We start from the raw sequence: 17404 nt of genomic DNA on the forward strand, positions 1-17404 counted from the left end.
TCCAGCTTCATCGTAAAGCGATATTTATTTCCTTGCTAATCATGTACTTGAGCGTCATTCCTTGCATCAATATCAGGTAGCATAAGCGTTTCAACCAGTCTTTATTGCTGTTACTGTGGCGCGCGGTGTCTTCATGCAGGGGCTGCACGTATTGCTTCTGAAGCCATCCGCACAAATTCCCGGAGGCTCTTGATGTATCTCTCTGCAACACGCACTTTACGCTCTCTCTCCGCTCTTGGCTTATGTTCGCTCGCCGTCGCTTTGACGGGCTGTGGCATGGGCATGTCCTCGGTGGCAACTCCTAACTCCCTGAGCAACCTGGGTGGCATTGTGCATGGCGGACCGCAAGGCGACGCAGGCGCTACAGTAACCCTCTACGCAACGACCACGGCTGCTTACGCAACCGGCGGTACAGTGCTGGCAACGACGACGACCGACCAGTTCGGCTTCTTCAATTTCGGATCTTCAGCCGCGGTTTGCCCCACAGGCCAGCAGGCGTACATTACCGTACAGGGCGGCAACCCTGGTTTAGCCCAGTCCGCGTCGAACCCCAATATTCTTTTGATGGCCGCGCTGGGAGACTGCTCGGGTATCTCCACGAGCACCAGCATTTACATCAATGAGTTGACCACCGTGGCAGCCGGCTATGCTCTCAGCAACTTCATGAGCATTGGCAGCGATGGCACGGTTTACGTCTCGGCTCCGTCGACCAACAATGCGGCAACAGGCAACTGCACCGTGAACTCGACCACAGGTGAGTCCACCTGCACGGCAGCCGGTTTGCGCCACGCCTTCCTGAACGCGCTGAATCTGGTGAACGCGGTTTCGGCGGACGGCTCCAGCACACCCACGGGCACCGCGTACACCACTGTTCCCGGCAATACCTCGTCCACGGTTCCGACGCTGCTGATCAATACGCTGGGCAATGTTCTGATGTCCTGCGTAAACTCTGCTGGTGGCACGGCAGGCGACACGTCACCCTGCGGTCTTCTGTTTACGGCAACGACGCCTCCCTCCACCTCGACGACAGCACCGGTAACGCCGAGCAACACTCTTCAGGCTGTTCTCAACCTGGCGAAGTACCCGACGCTGACGCCCGCAAACGTATCTGCGGTTTTCGATCGCCAGAGCGGTTTCGTGTTCTACACGCCGAACCTGGCAGCAGCGCCGTCTGACTACTCGCTCGCAATTGCGTATGCAGGTCCGGTCAGCGGAACGAACTACCAGTACGGCTTCTACACCGTGACGGACATCAACGACACAACGTACACCATCACCCAGGCAGCAAGCAGCGGAGCTGGTCACACGCATGTGGACGCGATGAGCCCCTACGGTGGCGCCAGCTATGAGGGCGCAGTGATTTCAGCCGCTGCCTGTGCTGCGGCTTCTCCCTGCGAAGCAGGTGTGGACACTGTGGGCAATATCTGGCTGGCAAACACCTCCGGCTCCAACAGCAATGTGTATCAGATCAACGCTGCAGATGGTTCCGTTGTAAGCACCATTCCGCTGTCGACCGCAGCAAACTCGGCAGCCGTGGACAAGTACAACAATGTCTATGCAACGTCTGCACTGGTAACCGGCAGCAACGTCTTCGAAAAGTCGCCCACGGGTACTACCTTTACCGCGGTGGCTTCGGAAACGCAAGCTACGCCGGAGTACATTACCGTTGCCGCAGACGGCAGCGTCTGGAACTCCAACTACAACACCTCCAATGTGCAGGCTTCTTACCTTCAGAACACCTCCACATCGTCAACCCCGGCCCTGTCTGCACCTGTTCTGGCAACGGGCGGCGCAACCAGTTCGGCTTACGGCATCTCCTTTGATGCCTCGGGCAATGCTTGGCTCAATGGCTTGACCACTCTGTACACCATTGCTCCCAGTGCGACCTCGGCTTCGGCCACCTACACCATCAGCGGCCCCGGCGGTGCGGGATCTGGCGTAACCAAGACCTCGACCGGTTCTCGCTTCCATGCCCAGGATGGAGATGGCGATATCTTCCTCCCGGACAACGGCCAGAACGTTGTTTACCAGTACTTCCCGGGAACCCATAACTTCGTCTACATGGTTCCCTGCACTGGCAACTCGGGTACGGCCTGCATCACGACCGGTCAGCGCGTGGCAGCATCGCGCAACGCTGAAGTCGACGCAACCGGCAGCCTGTGGATCTCCAATCCCAGCGCTACTCTCGCAAATGGCAACATCGTTCAAATCATCGGCACCGCTGCTCCTGCCTGGGGACAGCGTTCCTACCAGAAGATTGGTTCGCGTCCGTAAGCGAATCTCTCCGACCAACACAAAACGCCCTGCTTCGGCAGGGCGTTTTGCTTTTGCAGAACTCGTATCTCTGCTCGCACTGCCTTATGAGCGCTCCCGCCACAGCCGATACATGCACCATGCGGCGAGAGTGCAGTTGTCCATCACACGGCCGTCGAGCATCATCGCTTCAAAGTCACTCACAGCGACGCGGTGTACGGTCATGTCGAACTCTTCTACATCGCGGTCAGTATCGCCAGCGACGAGCCCCTCCGCGAGATAGACCGAGTGCAGTTGTCGCATCGCACCGTAGGCGATCCAGTTGTCGCCAAGGTGCGTCATCGTCTCGGCCGACATGCCAGTCTCTTCGCGAAGCTCTCCGCGCGCTAGTTCTTCGGGCACGATATCGTCGCTCTCCCAACCGCCCTGGGGCAGTTCATAGAACGACTCGCCCACGGTGTAGCGGTACTGCCGCACAAGCCAGACAAAATTGCCTGCATCGGTGTGCTCGATCGGCACAACGATGCAGGCGTGGTGTTTGTCCATCACTCCATAGATTCCGCGCGTTCCATCTGGCCGTTCGATGATGTCTTCGCGCATCGAACACCATGCGTTGCGATAGACCTCGCGGCTACTGATCGTCTTGATCATCTGCACCTCCTGCGAGGACAGTATCTCAAGCCGGGCGCGGTTCGACCTCACGATTCTCCACATCTTCCGCAGAGGACTCGAGCACGATCAGTGTCATCGGCGGCAGTGTCAGGCTATTGCTCTTCGGGGCAAGCTCGGCTCGTGACGACAGGCAGAGTTGCTCGCCTTTGAGAAGGTCGATCGACCACTCCGTTGTGCCAAGGTTCGCCATGATGCGTACAGCATCACGCTGCATCGTGAGGAGCCTGCGAGCATCGTCAGAAGAAACGCGCAGGTGGTGCATGTTGCCATCGTTCAGGCAGACCGAGTTCCGACGCATCCTGATCAGCGACTTCACCCAGGACAACATCTCTGCGTGCTTGTCCTTATCGATCTCGCTCCAGATCAGCTTGGAGTCGTTGAAGGTCTTCATGTCCTCAGGGTTGGGAACATCGTCGCCGAAGCCAAAGGCTGCAAAGTCATTCTTGCGGCCTTCGGAGACGGCGCGGCGCATATCCTCATCATCATGGTCTGCGAAGTAGAGGAAGGGTGAGCTTGCAGCCCACTCCTGCCCCATGAAGAGCATGGGGACATACGGAGCCATGAGCGTAATACCGACGGCAACCTTGGCTGCGTCCATGCCGCAGAGGTGCTCAATTCGCTCGCCGAAAGCGCGATTGCCGATCTGGTCGTGGTTCTGGTCGAAGTGAACAAAGTGATGCGCGCTGAGTGCTTCAACAGGCCGACCGTGCCGACGCATTCGATAGCCGGAGTATTGGCCATCGTAGACGAACGCGTGCTTCAGTGCCTTGTGAAGATCGGCCATCGAGCCGAAGTCCGCGTAGTAGCCCGCTTCCTTGGGGTTGGTATACAGCAGCGTGAAGAGCGAGTGATGGAAGTCATCACTCCACTGCGAATCCATGCCGTAACCCTGTGCTTCCCTGGGGCGAACGACGCGCGGATCGTTGAGATCGCTTTCGGCGATGAGATAAAACTCGCGGCCGAGCGTGGCCCCCAGGCGCTCGACTTCGACAGAAAGCTGCTCCATGAAGTGAACGGCAGAAAGATCAATGAACGCGTGTACGGCGTCGAAACGCAGGCCGTCGATGTGGTAATCCTTCAGCCACATCAGAGCGTTGTCACAGAAGAAGCGACGCACTTCATCGGAGCCGCCTTCGTCCAAATTGACCGCGTCTCCCCAAGGAGTCTTGTGGCTGTTTGTCAGGTAGGGACCAAACTTGTTGGTGTAGTTCCCTACCGGGCCGAAGTGGTTGTAGACCACATCAAGGATGACGCTCAGCCCCTTAGCGTGGGCCGCATCCACAAAGCGCTTGAGACCATCGGGGCCACCGTAGGCCTCATGTGTGGCGAAGAGAGCGACACCGTCGTATCCCCAGCCGCGATCGCCTGCGAAGCCTGCAACGGGCAAGAGTTCTAGATGCGTAACGCCGAGTTCTGCGAGGTAGTCCAGACGCTGGATAGCGGAGTCGAATGTGCCCTCCTCGCTGAAGGTGCCGACGTGCATCTCGTAGATGATGGCGCCGGACTTAGGAGAGCCGCGCCAGAGCTGATCGTGCCACTCGAACCTGCTGTGGTCGTAGAGCTCCGAGGGGCCGTGAACGCCCTGCGGCTGGCGCAACGAACGCGGGTCAGGGTACGGCGTGGTGTCATCGTCGACGAGGTACGCATAGAGATCGCCGCACTCGCAGTTGGCTTCCAGGTTCCACCAGCCACGCCGATTGGGGCCGGTCATGGGCATCGCTTTCTCGCCCATCTTCAACTGCATCTTCGTTGCTCTGGGAGCCCACACTCCGAACTTATGCATTCACGTTCTCCTTCGGTTGTGCACGCTACGCGCGCGTCAGCAAGGCCAGCGGGAACTCAGCCAGCAAACTCTTCATCGGGACAGCGCCGCCGTTCCACGTTTCGCCCGTGAGACGGTTCAGCCACTTCCCTCCAGGCAATATGAGCGAGCTCTCACCCCAGTCGGCAGCGAGACGCAGAGAGCATCGCGGCATTACGGAGACCACTTGGCCAGCACGGCAGAATGCAAGCACATGCTCTGCCTTCACACCCTTCGCGCGTAAAGGAACATAGTCACCCTGCTCACCGAACCACTCCGGACGCTCGCGGCGCAATGTGAGTGCGTGATGCAGCACCCACAACTTGGGCAAACCCTCGTCCATACGCGCCATCACGTCAGCCGCACTAAGGGAGCTCAATTCTGCTAACAGTTGTGCGCGTTGTTGATAGTCCACCGGGCGACGGTTGTCAGGATCCACCAGCGAAAGGTCCCAAAGCTCGCCGCCCTGGTAAAGATCAGGCACGCCAGGCACAGTACACTTCGCCAGCGTTTGAGCTAGTGAGTTGATGCGGCCGGGCAGGAGAACCACATTCACAAAACTTTCGAGAGAGTGAACGAAGACTTCGTCAGCGAGCAAGGCATCGATGTACTCGGAGACCGATTTCTCGTACTCGACGTTGTTGTTTACCCATGTTGTACGAGCCTTGGCTTCGCGCATCGCCTTCTGCATATAGTTGCGCAGGCGCTCGGAGTCGATGGGCCATGCGCCTACGAGGGTCTGGAAGAGAAACCACTCGGTTCCACCATCGACTTCGGCACCCCGGTACTTCGAGCCGATAGAACGCCAGGATTTCACGGCATCGGCAAACGCATCGGGGATTTCGGAGAGCACCATCAGACGCGCACGTACATCGTCACTGCGCTTGGTGTCGTGCGTTCCCAGCGTAGTCATCGTCGTTGGGAAGGTGCGCTGCATCTCGAGTTGATAGCCGTGAAACTCGTCGAGTGAGAAGCCCGTGCAGTCCGGGTCTCCGCCGACTTCGTTCATCGCGGTGAGGCGGTTGGAGCAGTAGAAGGTCGTGTCCTCCACACCCTTTGCCATGACGGGGCTGGTGAACTGCTGGAAGCGATAGACGAACTCTGTTTCGTTCTTGCCCGTGACCTCCAGCGTGAGAACAGCCTGCATGAAGTCGAAGAGCGAAGGATCAATGTCGAGCCGATTATCCTTCGCGCATTGCACGGCCTTCGTGATGCGGTCGCGATCTTCATCGCAGATCTCGTTGCGCTCCGGCACAACGTAGGTGCGATAGATGGAGAAGCAGGCGGCAACTTCGCGCACTGCTCGGCGGCACTCTGCGCGGGTGAAATCACGATACTCGCGGTTCGATTCGCAGATGTGAACGAAGAGGTTTGCGAGTCGGTTGACATCGCTGCCCAGAGCCTCCTGCGTAACGGCAAGCTTCTTATCGTGCGCCATCGTGGGGAACGGCACGTTATCGCCAGTGAACGCGGCATAGTGGCCACCGAGCTCTTTGAGACCCTGGCTGTCGAGCAACGTTCCCATGATGACATTGAGGAAGTCGTAACCGCTGGTGCCCTGAATGGGCCACTCCGCGCGAAGCCACTCACCGGGTTCAAGAATTTTTTCGCCGATGATCCAGGCGTCCGGAGGCAAAGCTGCGCAAGCGCTGGAAGTAGCTCAATGGATCGCGAAGGCCATCGGGATGATCGATGCGGACACCGTCGAGCGTGCCAGACTTCAGCCATTTCACGATGAGCGCATGGGTTTCATCAAAGACGTGGTCGCGCTCCACGCGCAGACCGATCAAGGTGTTGACGTCGAAGAAGCGACGATAACCGAGCTGCTGATCTGCAGCCTTCCAGTATGAGAGGCGATAGTTCTGCGCCGATAAGAACGTGTCGAGGTCATCGACGTTGGCGTTGAACTCCTTCACCGTGCGATCGATGGCGTGGCACGCTGCATCCTCTTCCGCGCAGAGGCGTTCCAGCAGCTTCAACAACACATTGCGATCACGATGCCGCGCAAGGATCAAGCGGCGGTCCCAGAACTCAGCCTGCGGAAGGCGCGCGAAGCTTGCGGCGAGAAAGCTGAGTGTGTCGCTCTTTGCGTAGTCCGCTGCACGAGAGAGAAGAGGCGCGAGCGTTTGTGGTGCAACGGGGAGCGCCTGACTGGAGGCTTCTACCGTGAAGTTCGCCCCGTTGCGAACAATTTTGACGCCGCCATCACGCAGCACACGACCGTACTGATCACCGAGGATCGGCACGAGCACCTTGTCGCGAAGTCTCTCTTCAGAAGAGTTCCAATCGATGTCGAAGAAGCTTGCGTAACGGCTGTTTGTTCCGTTCTCCAACACGTCCCACCAGTAGCGGTTCTGCTCAGCGAGACTCATGTGGTTCGGAACGATATCGAGAATCTGACCAAGGTCCAGATCGGCAAGCTTCTTACAGAAACGTTCGTGGCCTTGCTCTCCACCAACCTCTTCATTGATACGGCGATGATCGACTACGTCATAGCCATGCATGGAGCCGGGCGCGGCTTGAAGATAGGGCGACGCATAGACGTGCGAAACACCCAGAGCCTTCAGGTAATCAGCGATCGCAGAAGCATCGTCGAAGGTAAATTCTTTGTGGAACTGCAAACGATATGTAGATGCAGGGACGCGCGGCAAATCTCTCTCCTATAGGGCTGTTACGGCCACACAGAAGCGCGGCGCTCTCTTTCGGGGAGCTGCAATGGCAGCGGGTCTATTGGGTTAGAGTCCTCAGTGGTGGGTTGAGGTTGCCTCGCGACTACTTCAGGACACCTTCCCTGACCATGCGCGGAGCCCACTTCCCAGACAATGTAAAGGCTGCGTGTACGAGTGCGATGTGCGACAACGCTTGCGGGAAGTTCCCCAGCATACGCTTGGCGCGCGGATCGTACTCTTCCGACAAAAGGCCTAAATCATTGCACAAGGCTAACAAACGCTCGAAGAGCGGTCGAGCCTTCTCGCTTTCCCCGATAAGGCAAAGGCCTGTGACGAGCCAGAAACTGCAGGCCAGAAACGTGCCTTCGCTTCCGCTCAAACCGTCGGGCGAGCGGCTTGTGTCATACCGTTCCACAAGGCCATCGCGCATGAGTGTGTTCTCTACAGCGTGCACAGTGCCGATGATGCGGGGATCATCGAGAGGAAGGAAGCGAATGAAGGCGAGACGCAGCAGCGATGCATCGATGGTGTCGCCATCGTAGGTTTGCGTGAAACTGTTGAGCCTCTTGTTGAAGCCGCGTTCGCAAATTTCTTTATGCAGCATGTCGCGGTTCTTGCGCCAGCGTTTTACATCGCCCTTACCGTCGTAACGCTCGTGATGCTCGATAGCGAGATCCAGCGCGAGCCATGCCATCGCCTTTGAATGCACGAAGTGCTGACGTCCGCTGCGAACTTCCCAGATGCCTTCGTCGGGCTGATCCCACACCTTGCAGACACGATCGACGATGGAGGCCATGACGTCATTGGACGGCGTGCGAAGATCATCGACAGCATCTGGCAGACGACTCATCGCGAGGACCACTTCGCCAAAGACGTCGAGTTGGAACTGCCCGGAGGCAGCGTTGCCAACACGGACGGGCGAGGAGTTTTCATAGCCCGGCAACCAGCTTAGAGAGGTCTCCTCCAGACGGCGCTCGCCATGAATGCTGTAGAGCACCTGCAACTGTTCCGGTGAGCCGGCCACAGCGCGTAGCAACCATTTGCGCCAGCTCATGGCCTCTTCCGTAAAGCCTGCGTTCAGCAGCGTGAGCAAGGTGAAGGCAGTATCGCGAAGCCAGCAGTAGCGGTAGTCCCAGTTGCGTCCCCCGCCGATTTGCTCAGGGAGACTCGTTGTTACGGCGGCTACCATGCCGCCAGTCGGCTCATAGGTCAGCGACTTCAGCGTGACAAGACTTCGCTCAACCTGCTCGCGATAGATCCCCTCGTACTTGAGCGGAGCTATCCATTTCTCCCAGAAATTCTTCGTGTCCTGAAGTTCTTTGTCGATGTGTATTGCCGGGGGCAATTCATCGGTCGAAGGGGCATAGGTCATGGCGAAGCAGACACGATCACCTTCGCGAACCGTGAACTCGCTGACCGTGGCCATCGTGTCATCATCGCCACGCAATGTGGCGGTCACGCCTCTGTCGCAGACGGCGCGGAGCACCACCATGTTTGGTCCGGCGACGGCGCGGAGCTCATGGTTATGCATGGTGACCCACGGCACGGTGAGGCCGTAGTCGAAGCGGATCTTGAGGTCCATCCGCATCTTCACCTTGCCGCGCACGCCGGTAACGATACGGATGATGTCGGAGTACTTCCCGCGCGGCGGCATAAAGTCTGTGACACAGACCTCTCCATCCTTTGTGCGGAAGGTCGATTCGAGGATGTTGGTGCAAGGGACGTATCGACGGGAGGCTACTACTGGCTCGTTTTCACCGCAGAGCGGATAGACCTTCCAGAAACCGTTGTCAGCGGTGCCGAGTAGTGAGGCGAAGCAGGCGGGTGAAGAAAATGTAGGCCAGCAGAGCCAATCGATGGAGCCTTGCTTGCTGACGAGGGCCGCGGTTTGCAGGTCCCCGATGATGGCGTAATCTTCAATGCGTGCGCCGTGCAGATGCGGTGCGTCCTGGGTGTGTTTGCGACCGAAACCGAACAAGTTGCCTCCATCCTGCTTTTCTCTAACCTGTTCAGCTGCAGGTGGCATACAGGTGTACGTTAATCGCTTGATTGCGAGCTGCTGTTAGTTTGGATGCAACCGAGAGGCCTGCGTTTGTGCGCTGAGTTGCATCTCACCTAAAGAAAGATCTACTGGAAAAGGATTTGAGGATGAAACCGACCGAAGGCCGCCGCCGCGTAGTGATTGAAGAAGTGCAACCGAGTGTAGATGCTGGACGATATCCGGTAAAGCGTGTTCTCGGCGACGTGGTAAAGGTCCGTTGCGCCGCTTTTTCCGATGGTCATGATCATGTGGCCGCCAGGATTCTGTACAAGCCTGTGAATGAACGCAAGTGGCGGTCGGCTCCGCTGACGTCTCTGCCCAACGATTACTGGGAGGGCGAGTTCCCCGTCGATGCAATAGGCGCGTGGAGCTTCACGATTGAGGCCTGGGTCGACCACGTGGACACATGGGTGAGCGATCTCGAGAAGCGGTTGGCAGCGCAGGGAGCAGGTGGGCAGGATATCCCGCTGGCGTTGCGTATTGGTGCGAACCACATTGAAGCTGCCGGCTCGCGGGCCAAAGGCGCAGATGCGAAGAAGCTAAAGATGACGGCGAAGCAGTTGGAAGCGCTGGCCGAGTCGAACCTGCCCTTCTACGAGTCGCCGATGAAGGCAGAGATCGTGGAGCTCGCAGCGAAATATCCAGACCTCAGCTATTCGACGAAGTATGACGAGGAGCTACCGGTGTGGGTGGATCGTGAACGTGCACGCTTCTCCGCCTGGTATGAGCTGTTCCCGCGCTCGTGCTCGCCTATCGAAGGACGTCATGGAACGCTGAAGGATGTGGAAGAGCGTCTGCCTGAGATTGCGGCGATGGGCTTCGACATCGTGTACATGCCGCCGATCCACCCTATCGGCGTGCAGTATCGCAAAGGCAAGAATAACTCCGTGACAGCAGAGCCGGGTGAGGTAGGGAGCCCATGGGCGGTGGGCTCGAAGGAAGGCGGCCACACGGCGATTCTGCCGGAGCTAGGCACGCTGAGCGACTTTGCCGACCTGGTAAACGCAGCGCAGATGCAGGGCATGGAGCTTGCGCTCGATATCGCGTTTCAATGTGCGCCGGATCATCCGTGGGTGACGGAGCATCCTGAGTGGTTCATTCTGCGGCCTGATGGAACGATTCAATATGCGGAGAACCCGCCGAAGAAGTATCAGGACATCTACCCGCTGAACTTCGAGTCGAAGGACTGGAAGGGCTTGTGGGATGCGCTTTACGGCGTCTTCAAGTTCTGGATCGAGCGCGGTGTGAAGGTCTTCCGCGTGGACAACCCACACACCAAGGCGTTGCCGTTCTGGGAGTGGTGCATCGCAGAGGTTCATGCCAAGCACCCGGAGGTACTCTTCCTCGCCGAAGCGTTTACACGGCCGCACGTGATGTATTCGCTGGCGAAGGCCGGTTACACGCAGGGGTACACCTACTTCACATGGCGCAACACGAAGACAGATCTGGCGGAGTACTTCACTGAGATTTGCAACGAGCCCGTGCGTGACTTCTTCCGCCCCAACGTGTGGCCGAACACGCCGGACATTCTGCATGAGCAGTTGCAGACAGGCGGGCGTGCGATGTTCCAGTTGCGCGCCGTGCTGGCGGCTACGTTGTCGGCAAACTGGGGAATTTACGGCCCGGCGTATGAGCTTTGCGAAGGGCACCCGGCAAAGCCTTCTGCAGGTAAGACCAGCAGCGAAGAGTACCTGGATAGCGAAAAGTATCAACTGCGGTCGTGGGATCGCGCGTCTTCGATCTCGATCGCTCCGCTGATTCGCAGGTTGAACAAGATTCGTCACGCTCATGCTTCGCTGCAAAAGAATGAGAACCTTGTCTTCCACGCCAACCCGAACGAACAGATTCTGGCGTATTCGAAGTCAAACGGCACGGACACGATTCTGACCGTGGTCAACCTCGACAGCTTCAACGAACAGAACACGATGATTGAACTGGATCTTGACGCACTTGGGCTGCAGGCGCAGGAGAGCTTCGAAGTGGAAGATCTGCTGACAGGGGCTCGCTATACATGGCACGGAGAACGCAACTACGTGGCGCTACGGCCATGGGAAGCGGTGGCGCACGTCTTCAGGATTGTGCGATGATTTTTCGTTCCTGTGCAGTGATCGTGCTTTTAGGGATCGGCCTAAGGCCTCTAAAAGCACAAGATACTGCTCCCGTGCACGATTTCGTGGATGGAATCTATGCATGGGATTCGAACGACCAAGCAGACGATCCTCTTCCAGACGAAAAGGTCTACACCCCAGCGCTTATTCACCTCTTTCATGACGATCAGCGACGAGCAGGCAAAGGAAACATCGGCAAGCTGGACTTCGACCCCCTTTGTTCCTGTCAGGATGCCGGTGGGCTGAAATATGCCTTGGGGCCGATATCAATGTCGGGGTTCACTACGTCGAAGGTGACAGTGCATCTTTCGGATTCGAATTTCAGTAGCAACATAACGTTATTTCTCAGGCGAACTCCAAAAGGCTGGCGGATCGACGACGTACAAACGAACAAGATCGCCAGCTTGCGCCAATTTCTTGGCAAAGAATAGCCATCATTGCGGATATTTTTCGCATCCAAACAGGCGAGTCCAGCACGGAGAGGCACCCTTTGATCGTCAAGAAACCCTGCAGCGCCAGCGATCCCCTTTGGTACAAAGACGCGATCATCTATGAGATTCACGTTCGTGCGTTTGCAGACTCGAATGGCGATGGTATCGGTGACTTTCAGGGGCTGCTGGGCAAGCTGGACTACCTGCAGGAGCTAGGCGTTACCTGTCTCTGGATTCTTCCGTTCTTCCCTTCGCCTCTGCGTGATGATGGCTACGATATCGCCAACTATGTTTCGGTGAATCCGAGCTATGGCACGATCGAAGACTTTCAGCAGTTCCTGAACGAGGCCCACGCACGCGGGATGCAGGTGATGATTGAGCTTGTGATCAATCACACGTCGGATCAACACCCGTGGTTTCAAGCAGCACGGCTCGCGCCAAAGGATTCGCCCGAACGTGAGATGTATGTGTGGAGCGATACGGACAAGCTCTACGACGGTGTTCGCATCATCTTCACAGACACGGAGAAGTCCAACTGGACTTGGGATGAAGTAGCCGGGCAGTACTACTGGCACCGCTTCTTCTCGCACCAGCCCGATCTGAACTTTGACAACCCACGCGTGATGGACGAAGTGTTGAAGGCGATGCGCTTCTGGCTGGACATGGGCGTGGATGGTCTGCGGCTGGACGCGATTCCCTACCTCGTAGAGCGCGATGGAACAAGCTGCGAGAACGTTCCTGAGACGCACGAGAAGATCAAAGAGATTCGCGCGGCGATCGATGCTGAGTATGAGAATCGTCTCGTGCTGGCAGAAGCAAATATGTGGCCCGCGGATGTGCGGCCTTACTTTGGCGATGACGACGAGTGCAACATGGCGTTCCACTTTCCGCTGATGCCACGCATCTACATGGCGCTGCGGCAGGAAGATCGTCTGCCCATTACGGACATCATGGCGCAGACGCCGGACATTCCACCAAACTGCCAGTGGGGCTTGTTCCTGCGCAACCATGACGAGCTAACGCTCGAGATGGTGACCGACGACGAGCGAGATTACATGAACATGGCGTATGCGTCGGACCCTCGCATGCGCGTGAACGTAGGCATTCGCCGCCGGTTGGCGCCGCTGATGGACAATAACCGCCGTCGCATCGAGCTATTGAACTCGCTGCTGCTTTCGTTCCCCGGCACGCCCATCATGTACTACGGCGACGAGATCGGCATGGGCGACAACATTTACCTGGGTGACCGCAACGGCGTGCGAACGCCGATGCAGTGGAACAGTGATCGAAACGCGGGCTTCTCGAAGGCTGTGCCCGCGAAGCTGTACTTCCCGGTGATCATGGACCCGATCTGGGGCTACCAGGCGATCAACGTGGAGGCGCAGCAGAGCGATCCGTCATCGCTGCTGCACTGGACGCGCAACATGATTGCGCTGCGCAAGCTCTTCCAGGTCTTCGGGCGTGGGTCGCTGGAGTTTCTGCATCCGGAGAACCGTAAGGTACTGGCGTACGTCCGAGATTATGAAGCGAACGGCCACACCGAGACGGTGCTATGCGTCGCGAACCTTTCCCGTTTTGCTCAGCCGGTGCAGCTTGATCTGAGCAAATACGTTGGGCGACAGCCGGTGGAAATGCTCGGCTACGTGCCCTTCCCTGAGATCGACAACACGCCGTACGCGCTGACGCTGGCTCCCTACAGCTTCTTCTGGCTGGAGTTGCAGCCAGCGGCACCGAAGCCGGAAGCGCCCGTGGTGGACGCCTCGCGGCACAGTGCAGAAGAGCGACTGGGTGCGCTGGCGAAGGCACAGCGAGCGGAGTTCTTCTCGCTGGATCGCTTGATGGAAGAGTCCGCGCAGGAGCTGGTTGGAAGACTGTTGCCGGGGTACCTGCCGCAGCAGCGCTGGTTCGGAGGCAAGTCGCGCAGCATCCGCTCGGCACAGATTCGTACAGCAACTCCCGTGCCGAATACGGCGGCGATCCTTGCCACCGTTGAGGTCGCGTATGAGACAGGCGATAGCGAGCTTTATCAACTGCCGCTCGCGCTGGCCGATGATGGTGAGGCTGAAGCCATTCGCGCGAACATTCCCAAGGCGATCATCGCGCAGCTTACGGAAGACGGTTCCCATCGCGTGCTCTATGACGCGAGCGCCAACGCGGCGTTCCGCGACTCGCTCCTGCGCATGATTCTGGAAAGCCCGGCTGGCAGCGCGGAAACAGCAGCGTCGCATGATGCAGGCACCAGCAACTCCGTGGCTCTGAGTGGAACGCGCTCGGCTTCGCTCGATGCGATGGCGCTGGCAAATGAGGTTTCTCGACTGGGTTCGGCGGAGCAGTCAAACACGTCGATCCTTTACGACGACAAGGCGATCCTGAAGCTCTTCCGCCGTCTGCGTACGGGAGAAAATCCTGACGTAGAGATCACACGCTTCCTGACGGATGTCGCGCACTTTGCGAACATCCCGGCGTATCTTGGCGATCTGCACTTGAACTCAGACGGCACGACCGTGGCGTTCCTGCAGCAGTTTGCGGCGAACGAAGGCGATGGCTGGCAGTGGACGCTGGATGAGTTGGCGCGGTTCTATGAGTCCGCCGCAAACAGCCCACACCCTGTGCAGCTTGGTTCGCCTGCTAACTTCGAACATCCGTCGGCGATTCCCGCAGAGGCGCATGAGCATGCAGGGCTCTACCTGGATGCGGCAGCGCTGCTGGGCAAACGTACAGCAGAGATGCACCTTGCTCTGGCAACGCCGACCGAAAACACGGCGTTCGCCGCCGAGGCGTTCGACGATGCCGCTCTTGCGGCAGAGCGCAAGCGCATTGCCGACGAAGCGACCGAGGCATTCACCGCACTCGAAGCCAAGGCTGCAGAGCTGACCGGAGAGGCCCGCGAAGCTGCGGACAAAATTCTGGCAGCACGTACCGCACTCACGGCACGCCTCGACAAGCTCACCGGCGATCCACGGCAGTTTGGCGAGCGTATTCGCATTCACGGTGACTTCCATCTTGGCCAGGTGCTACGTGCTCGCGAAGACTTCCTGGTCGTCGACTTCGAAGGCGAACCAGCTCGTTCGCTGGAAGAACGCCGCACCAAGCAGTCCCCGCTGAAGGACGTTGCGGGGATGCTGCGGTCGTTCAACTACGCGGCCCGCGCGGCGCTGGATCGCCACGCGCAACGGCGGCCGGAGCAGGCTGCAGCGCTGGCTCCGTGGGCGACGCTGTGGGAGAATTCAGTTTGCTCAGCGTACCTGCAGGCGTACAAAGAAAGCATTGCGGCGAGTCCGCAACTGCTGCCAGCGGCGGAAGCAGCGCAAACGCTTCTGCTCGCCTTATTGCTGGAAAAAGCGTCTTATGAATTGTTGTACGAGTTGAACAACCGGCCTTCGTGGCTGCCCATTCCCATCAACGGTCTGCTCGCTATTGCAAGCGAGCCTCAGTAACTTTGCCGGAGAGCCTCAACGACGCCTATGGCAGCAGCATCCATCTCGCCCGAAGTAACCACTCCCCCGGCACCTACCAGCGGCGGCATACTCATTTGCCTGCCTGCGATGCCGGTAGACCAGATCGACGTCGCCGTAGAGCATCTGCGGGAGGCCTTTGCAGGGCAGGCTGTCTCGTTCGCTGGCACGTCTGGCGCGGATAGCCTGCAGTACGTCACGCCGCGGCCGCAGCTTGGCTGGGTGCTCGGCGCTGGTGACTACGCTGCCGCCGCAGGCCTGTTGCAGCAGCAACAGCCTGACGTGGTGTTGCTGCTGGGAGCCGATGCAACGACTCTGCCCGCAAGCTCACTGCGAGCCCTGGTAGACATGGTGCGGACAGGCGTTGATCTTGCCCTGCCTCGCTACCCGCTGGGGCCACATGACGGACTGGTGAGCAGCGCCCTGCTTTATCCGCTGACGCGCACTCTGTTCACCACGGACATTCGTTTTCCTCTGCCGGTTGATGCTGCACTGTCTGCGCGAATGCTCTCGCGGCTGGCGGCGCTTGCGAATCGCGCGATCGGGCCAGCAGGCACGGAGTCGCTGATCTGGCCGGTCGCTGAAGCGTCTGTAGCAGGCTTCCAGGTGCGGCAGGTGGAGATGCCTGCGCGTACGTTGCCGCCGCCTGCTGACGGCGATTTGAACTCGCTGCTTGCTGCAGTGGCTGGCTCATTCTTCGCAGATGTCGAAGCCAAGGCGACCTACTGGCAGCGTGGTCGCGTGATGACCGCAGCCAGTGCAGCCACATCCGACCAAAGCTTTCCCTCGTTTGATACGGCAGAAACAGCGAGTATGCTTGAGGCGTTTCAGCTTGCGAGCAACAACCTGATGGAGCTTTGGGCGCTGGTGCTGCCGCCACAGACGCTGCTGGCGGTGAAGAAGCTTTCGCGCCTGCCCGCAGGTCAGTTCACCATGGACGCAAGCCTCTGGGCGCGCATTGTGTACGACTTTGCACTGGCGTTTCATGCACGCTCGCTCAACCGCGGACATTTGCTCGGCGCAATGACGCCGCTCTATCTAGCGTGGGCGGCAAGCTACATTCACGTGGTGGGCGATAGCAGCGAACGCGCTGCAAGACAGATTGAATCGATCGCGCAGGCCTTTGAGCGCGAAAAACCATACTTCGTTTCGCGCTGGCGCTGGCCGGACCGCTTCAACCCGTAGGCTTCGCGCGCGACGCTTCCGCGCATAGAAAGGACTTATCCCGATGGGACAGCAAATTCTGATCGCTCTCAGCCAGTCGATGCACCGCGCACTGGTCACGCTAGTGAACTTTCTGCCAGGTATCGTGGCATTCCTTGCAGCGGTACTGATCCTTGGATTGATCGGCGTCGTGCTCGCGGTAGTCATTCGCCGCGTATTGACGGTGCTGCGCTTCGACGAGCGCTTTGGCAGCCGCGCCCCCTCGGGCTGGACACCATCGGCCTCGCCTACGCTGATCGTCTCGCGCACAGCGATGTGGCTCTGCCTGTTTGTCGGCGTGCTGATCGGGCTGACCGCGTTCTCCGAGGCGTTCTCTGCCAACAGCAACGTCTCGCTACTGCTGCTGCCGTACTTCACGCACATTATCGGCGCAACGGTGATCCTCTTCTTCGGCGCACTGATTGCACGCTTCCTGGCACGCAGCGTGCTGGTGGGAGCGGTGAACGCGCAGTTGCAGTACGCCCGCTTTCTTTCGCTGGGCATCAAGTGGCTGGTGCTGGTGCTGGCAGCAGCGATGGCGATGGACCACATCGGCGTAGGTGGCTCGATCATCGACCTGGCGTTCGGCATCCTCTTCGGCGGCATCGTGCTGACGCTTTCGCTGGCGATTGGCCTGGGCTCGCGCGACATCGTCACGCGTTCGATTGAGAAGACGATGGAGCGTCCGGGAAATCCAAACCCAGGTACGGTTTCTCCGATCAATGAGGCTGATCCGACTCGCCCACGGCTGCGGCATTTCTAGCGCGCCTA

11 protein-coding genes are annotated in these 17404 nt (G+C 58.7%); 6 read left to right on the forward strand and 5 right to left on the reverse strand.

What is annotated here, in order from left to right; all coding sequences use genetic code 11:
• The first annotated feature begins 192 nt into the window (after positions 1–192).
• Positions 193–2274 (forward strand): hypothetical protein, encoded by a 2082-nt coding sequence (locus PW792_13600; protein MDE1162962.1) that lies wholly within the window; start codon positions 193–195, stop codon positions 2272–2274.
• Between the two features lie 84 nt (positions 2275–2358).
• Here PW792_13600 and PW792_13605 read toward each other — a convergent pair whose 3' ends face one another.
• The 5 genes from PW792_13605 to PW792_13625 form a co-directional block, all read right to left on the reverse strand.
• A complete protein-coding gene (locus PW792_13605; protein MDE1162963.1) occupies positions 2359–2904 on the reverse strand; it encodes an NUDIX hydrolase in 546 nt (181 codons plus the stop codon).
• Between the two features lie 25 nt (positions 2905–2929).
• Positions 2930–4708, reverse strand: coding sequence for a malto-oligosyltrehalose trehalohydrolase (gene treZ, locus PW792_13610; protein ID MDE1162964.1), 1779 nt, complete (start codon positions 4706–4708; stop codon positions 2930–2932).
• A gap of 25 nt (positions 4709–4733) precedes the next feature.
• Complete coding sequence (treY, locus tag PW792_13615; GenBank protein MDE1162965.1) at positions 4734–6362, reverse strand: malto-oligosyltrehalose synthase; 1629 nt, start codon at positions 6360–6362, stop codon at positions 4734–4736.
• Positions 6322–7377, reverse strand: coding sequence for an alpha-amylase family glycosyl hydrolase (locus tag PW792_13620; protein ID MDE1162966.1), 1056 nt, complete (start codon positions 7375–7377; stop codon positions 6322–6324). The genes treY and PW792_13620 overlap by 41 nt, the downstream gene beginning before the upstream one ends.
• 121 nt (positions 7378–7498) lie before the next feature.
• Positions 7499–9373 carry a glycoside hydrolase family 15 protein gene (locus PW792_13625; protein MDE1162967.1) on the reverse strand — a complete coding sequence of 625 codons (1875 nt, stop codon included), beginning with the start codon at positions 9371–9373 and terminating at the stop codon, positions 7499–7501.
• Positions 9374–9543: 170 nt separating this feature from the next.
• On the opposite strand from PW792_13625, the gene PW792_13630 reads away from it, so the two are divergent.
• The 5 genes from PW792_13630 to PW792_13650 are packed head-to-tail and all read left to right on the forward strand — an operon-like array spanning position 9544 to position 17396.
• Positions 9544–11523, forward strand: a complete 1980-nt coding sequence (locus PW792_13630; GenBank protein ID MDE1162968.1) for an alpha-1,4-glucan--maltose-1-phosphate maltosyltransferase — start codon at positions 9544–9546, stop codon at positions 11521–11523.
• A complete protein-coding gene (locus PW792_13635) occupies positions 11520–11975 on the forward strand; it encodes a DUF3828 domain-containing protein (GenBank protein MDE1162969.1) in 456 nt (151 codons plus the stop codon). The genes PW792_13630 and PW792_13635 overlap by 4 nt, the downstream gene beginning before the upstream one ends.
• A 59-nt stretch (positions 11976–12034) precedes the next feature.
• The gene (gene treS / locus PW792_13640; protein MDE1162970.1) at positions 12035–15412 is read left to right on the forward strand and encodes a maltose alpha-D-glucosyltransferase; all 3378 of its coding nucleotides are present in this window, start codon (positions 12035–12037) and stop codon (positions 15410–15412) included.
• 27 nt (positions 15413–15439) lie between these two features.
• Positions 15440–16615, forward strand: coding sequence for a hypothetical protein (locus PW792_13645; protein ID MDE1162971.1), 1176 nt, complete (start codon positions 15440–15442; stop codon positions 16613–16615).
• A 43-nt stretch (positions 16616–16658) separates the two neighbouring features.
• The gene (locus tag PW792_13650; protein MDE1162972.1) at positions 16659–17396 is read left to right on the forward strand and encodes a hypothetical protein; all 738 of its coding nucleotides are present in this window, start codon (positions 16659–16661) and stop codon (positions 17394–17396) included.
• The last annotated feature ends 8 nt before the right edge of the window (positions 17397–17404 follow it).

The organism is Acidobacteriaceae bacterium, assembly GCA_028283655.1.
Taxonomy (GTDB): Bacteria; Acidobacteriota; Terriglobia; order Terriglobales; family Acidobacteriaceae; genus Granulicella.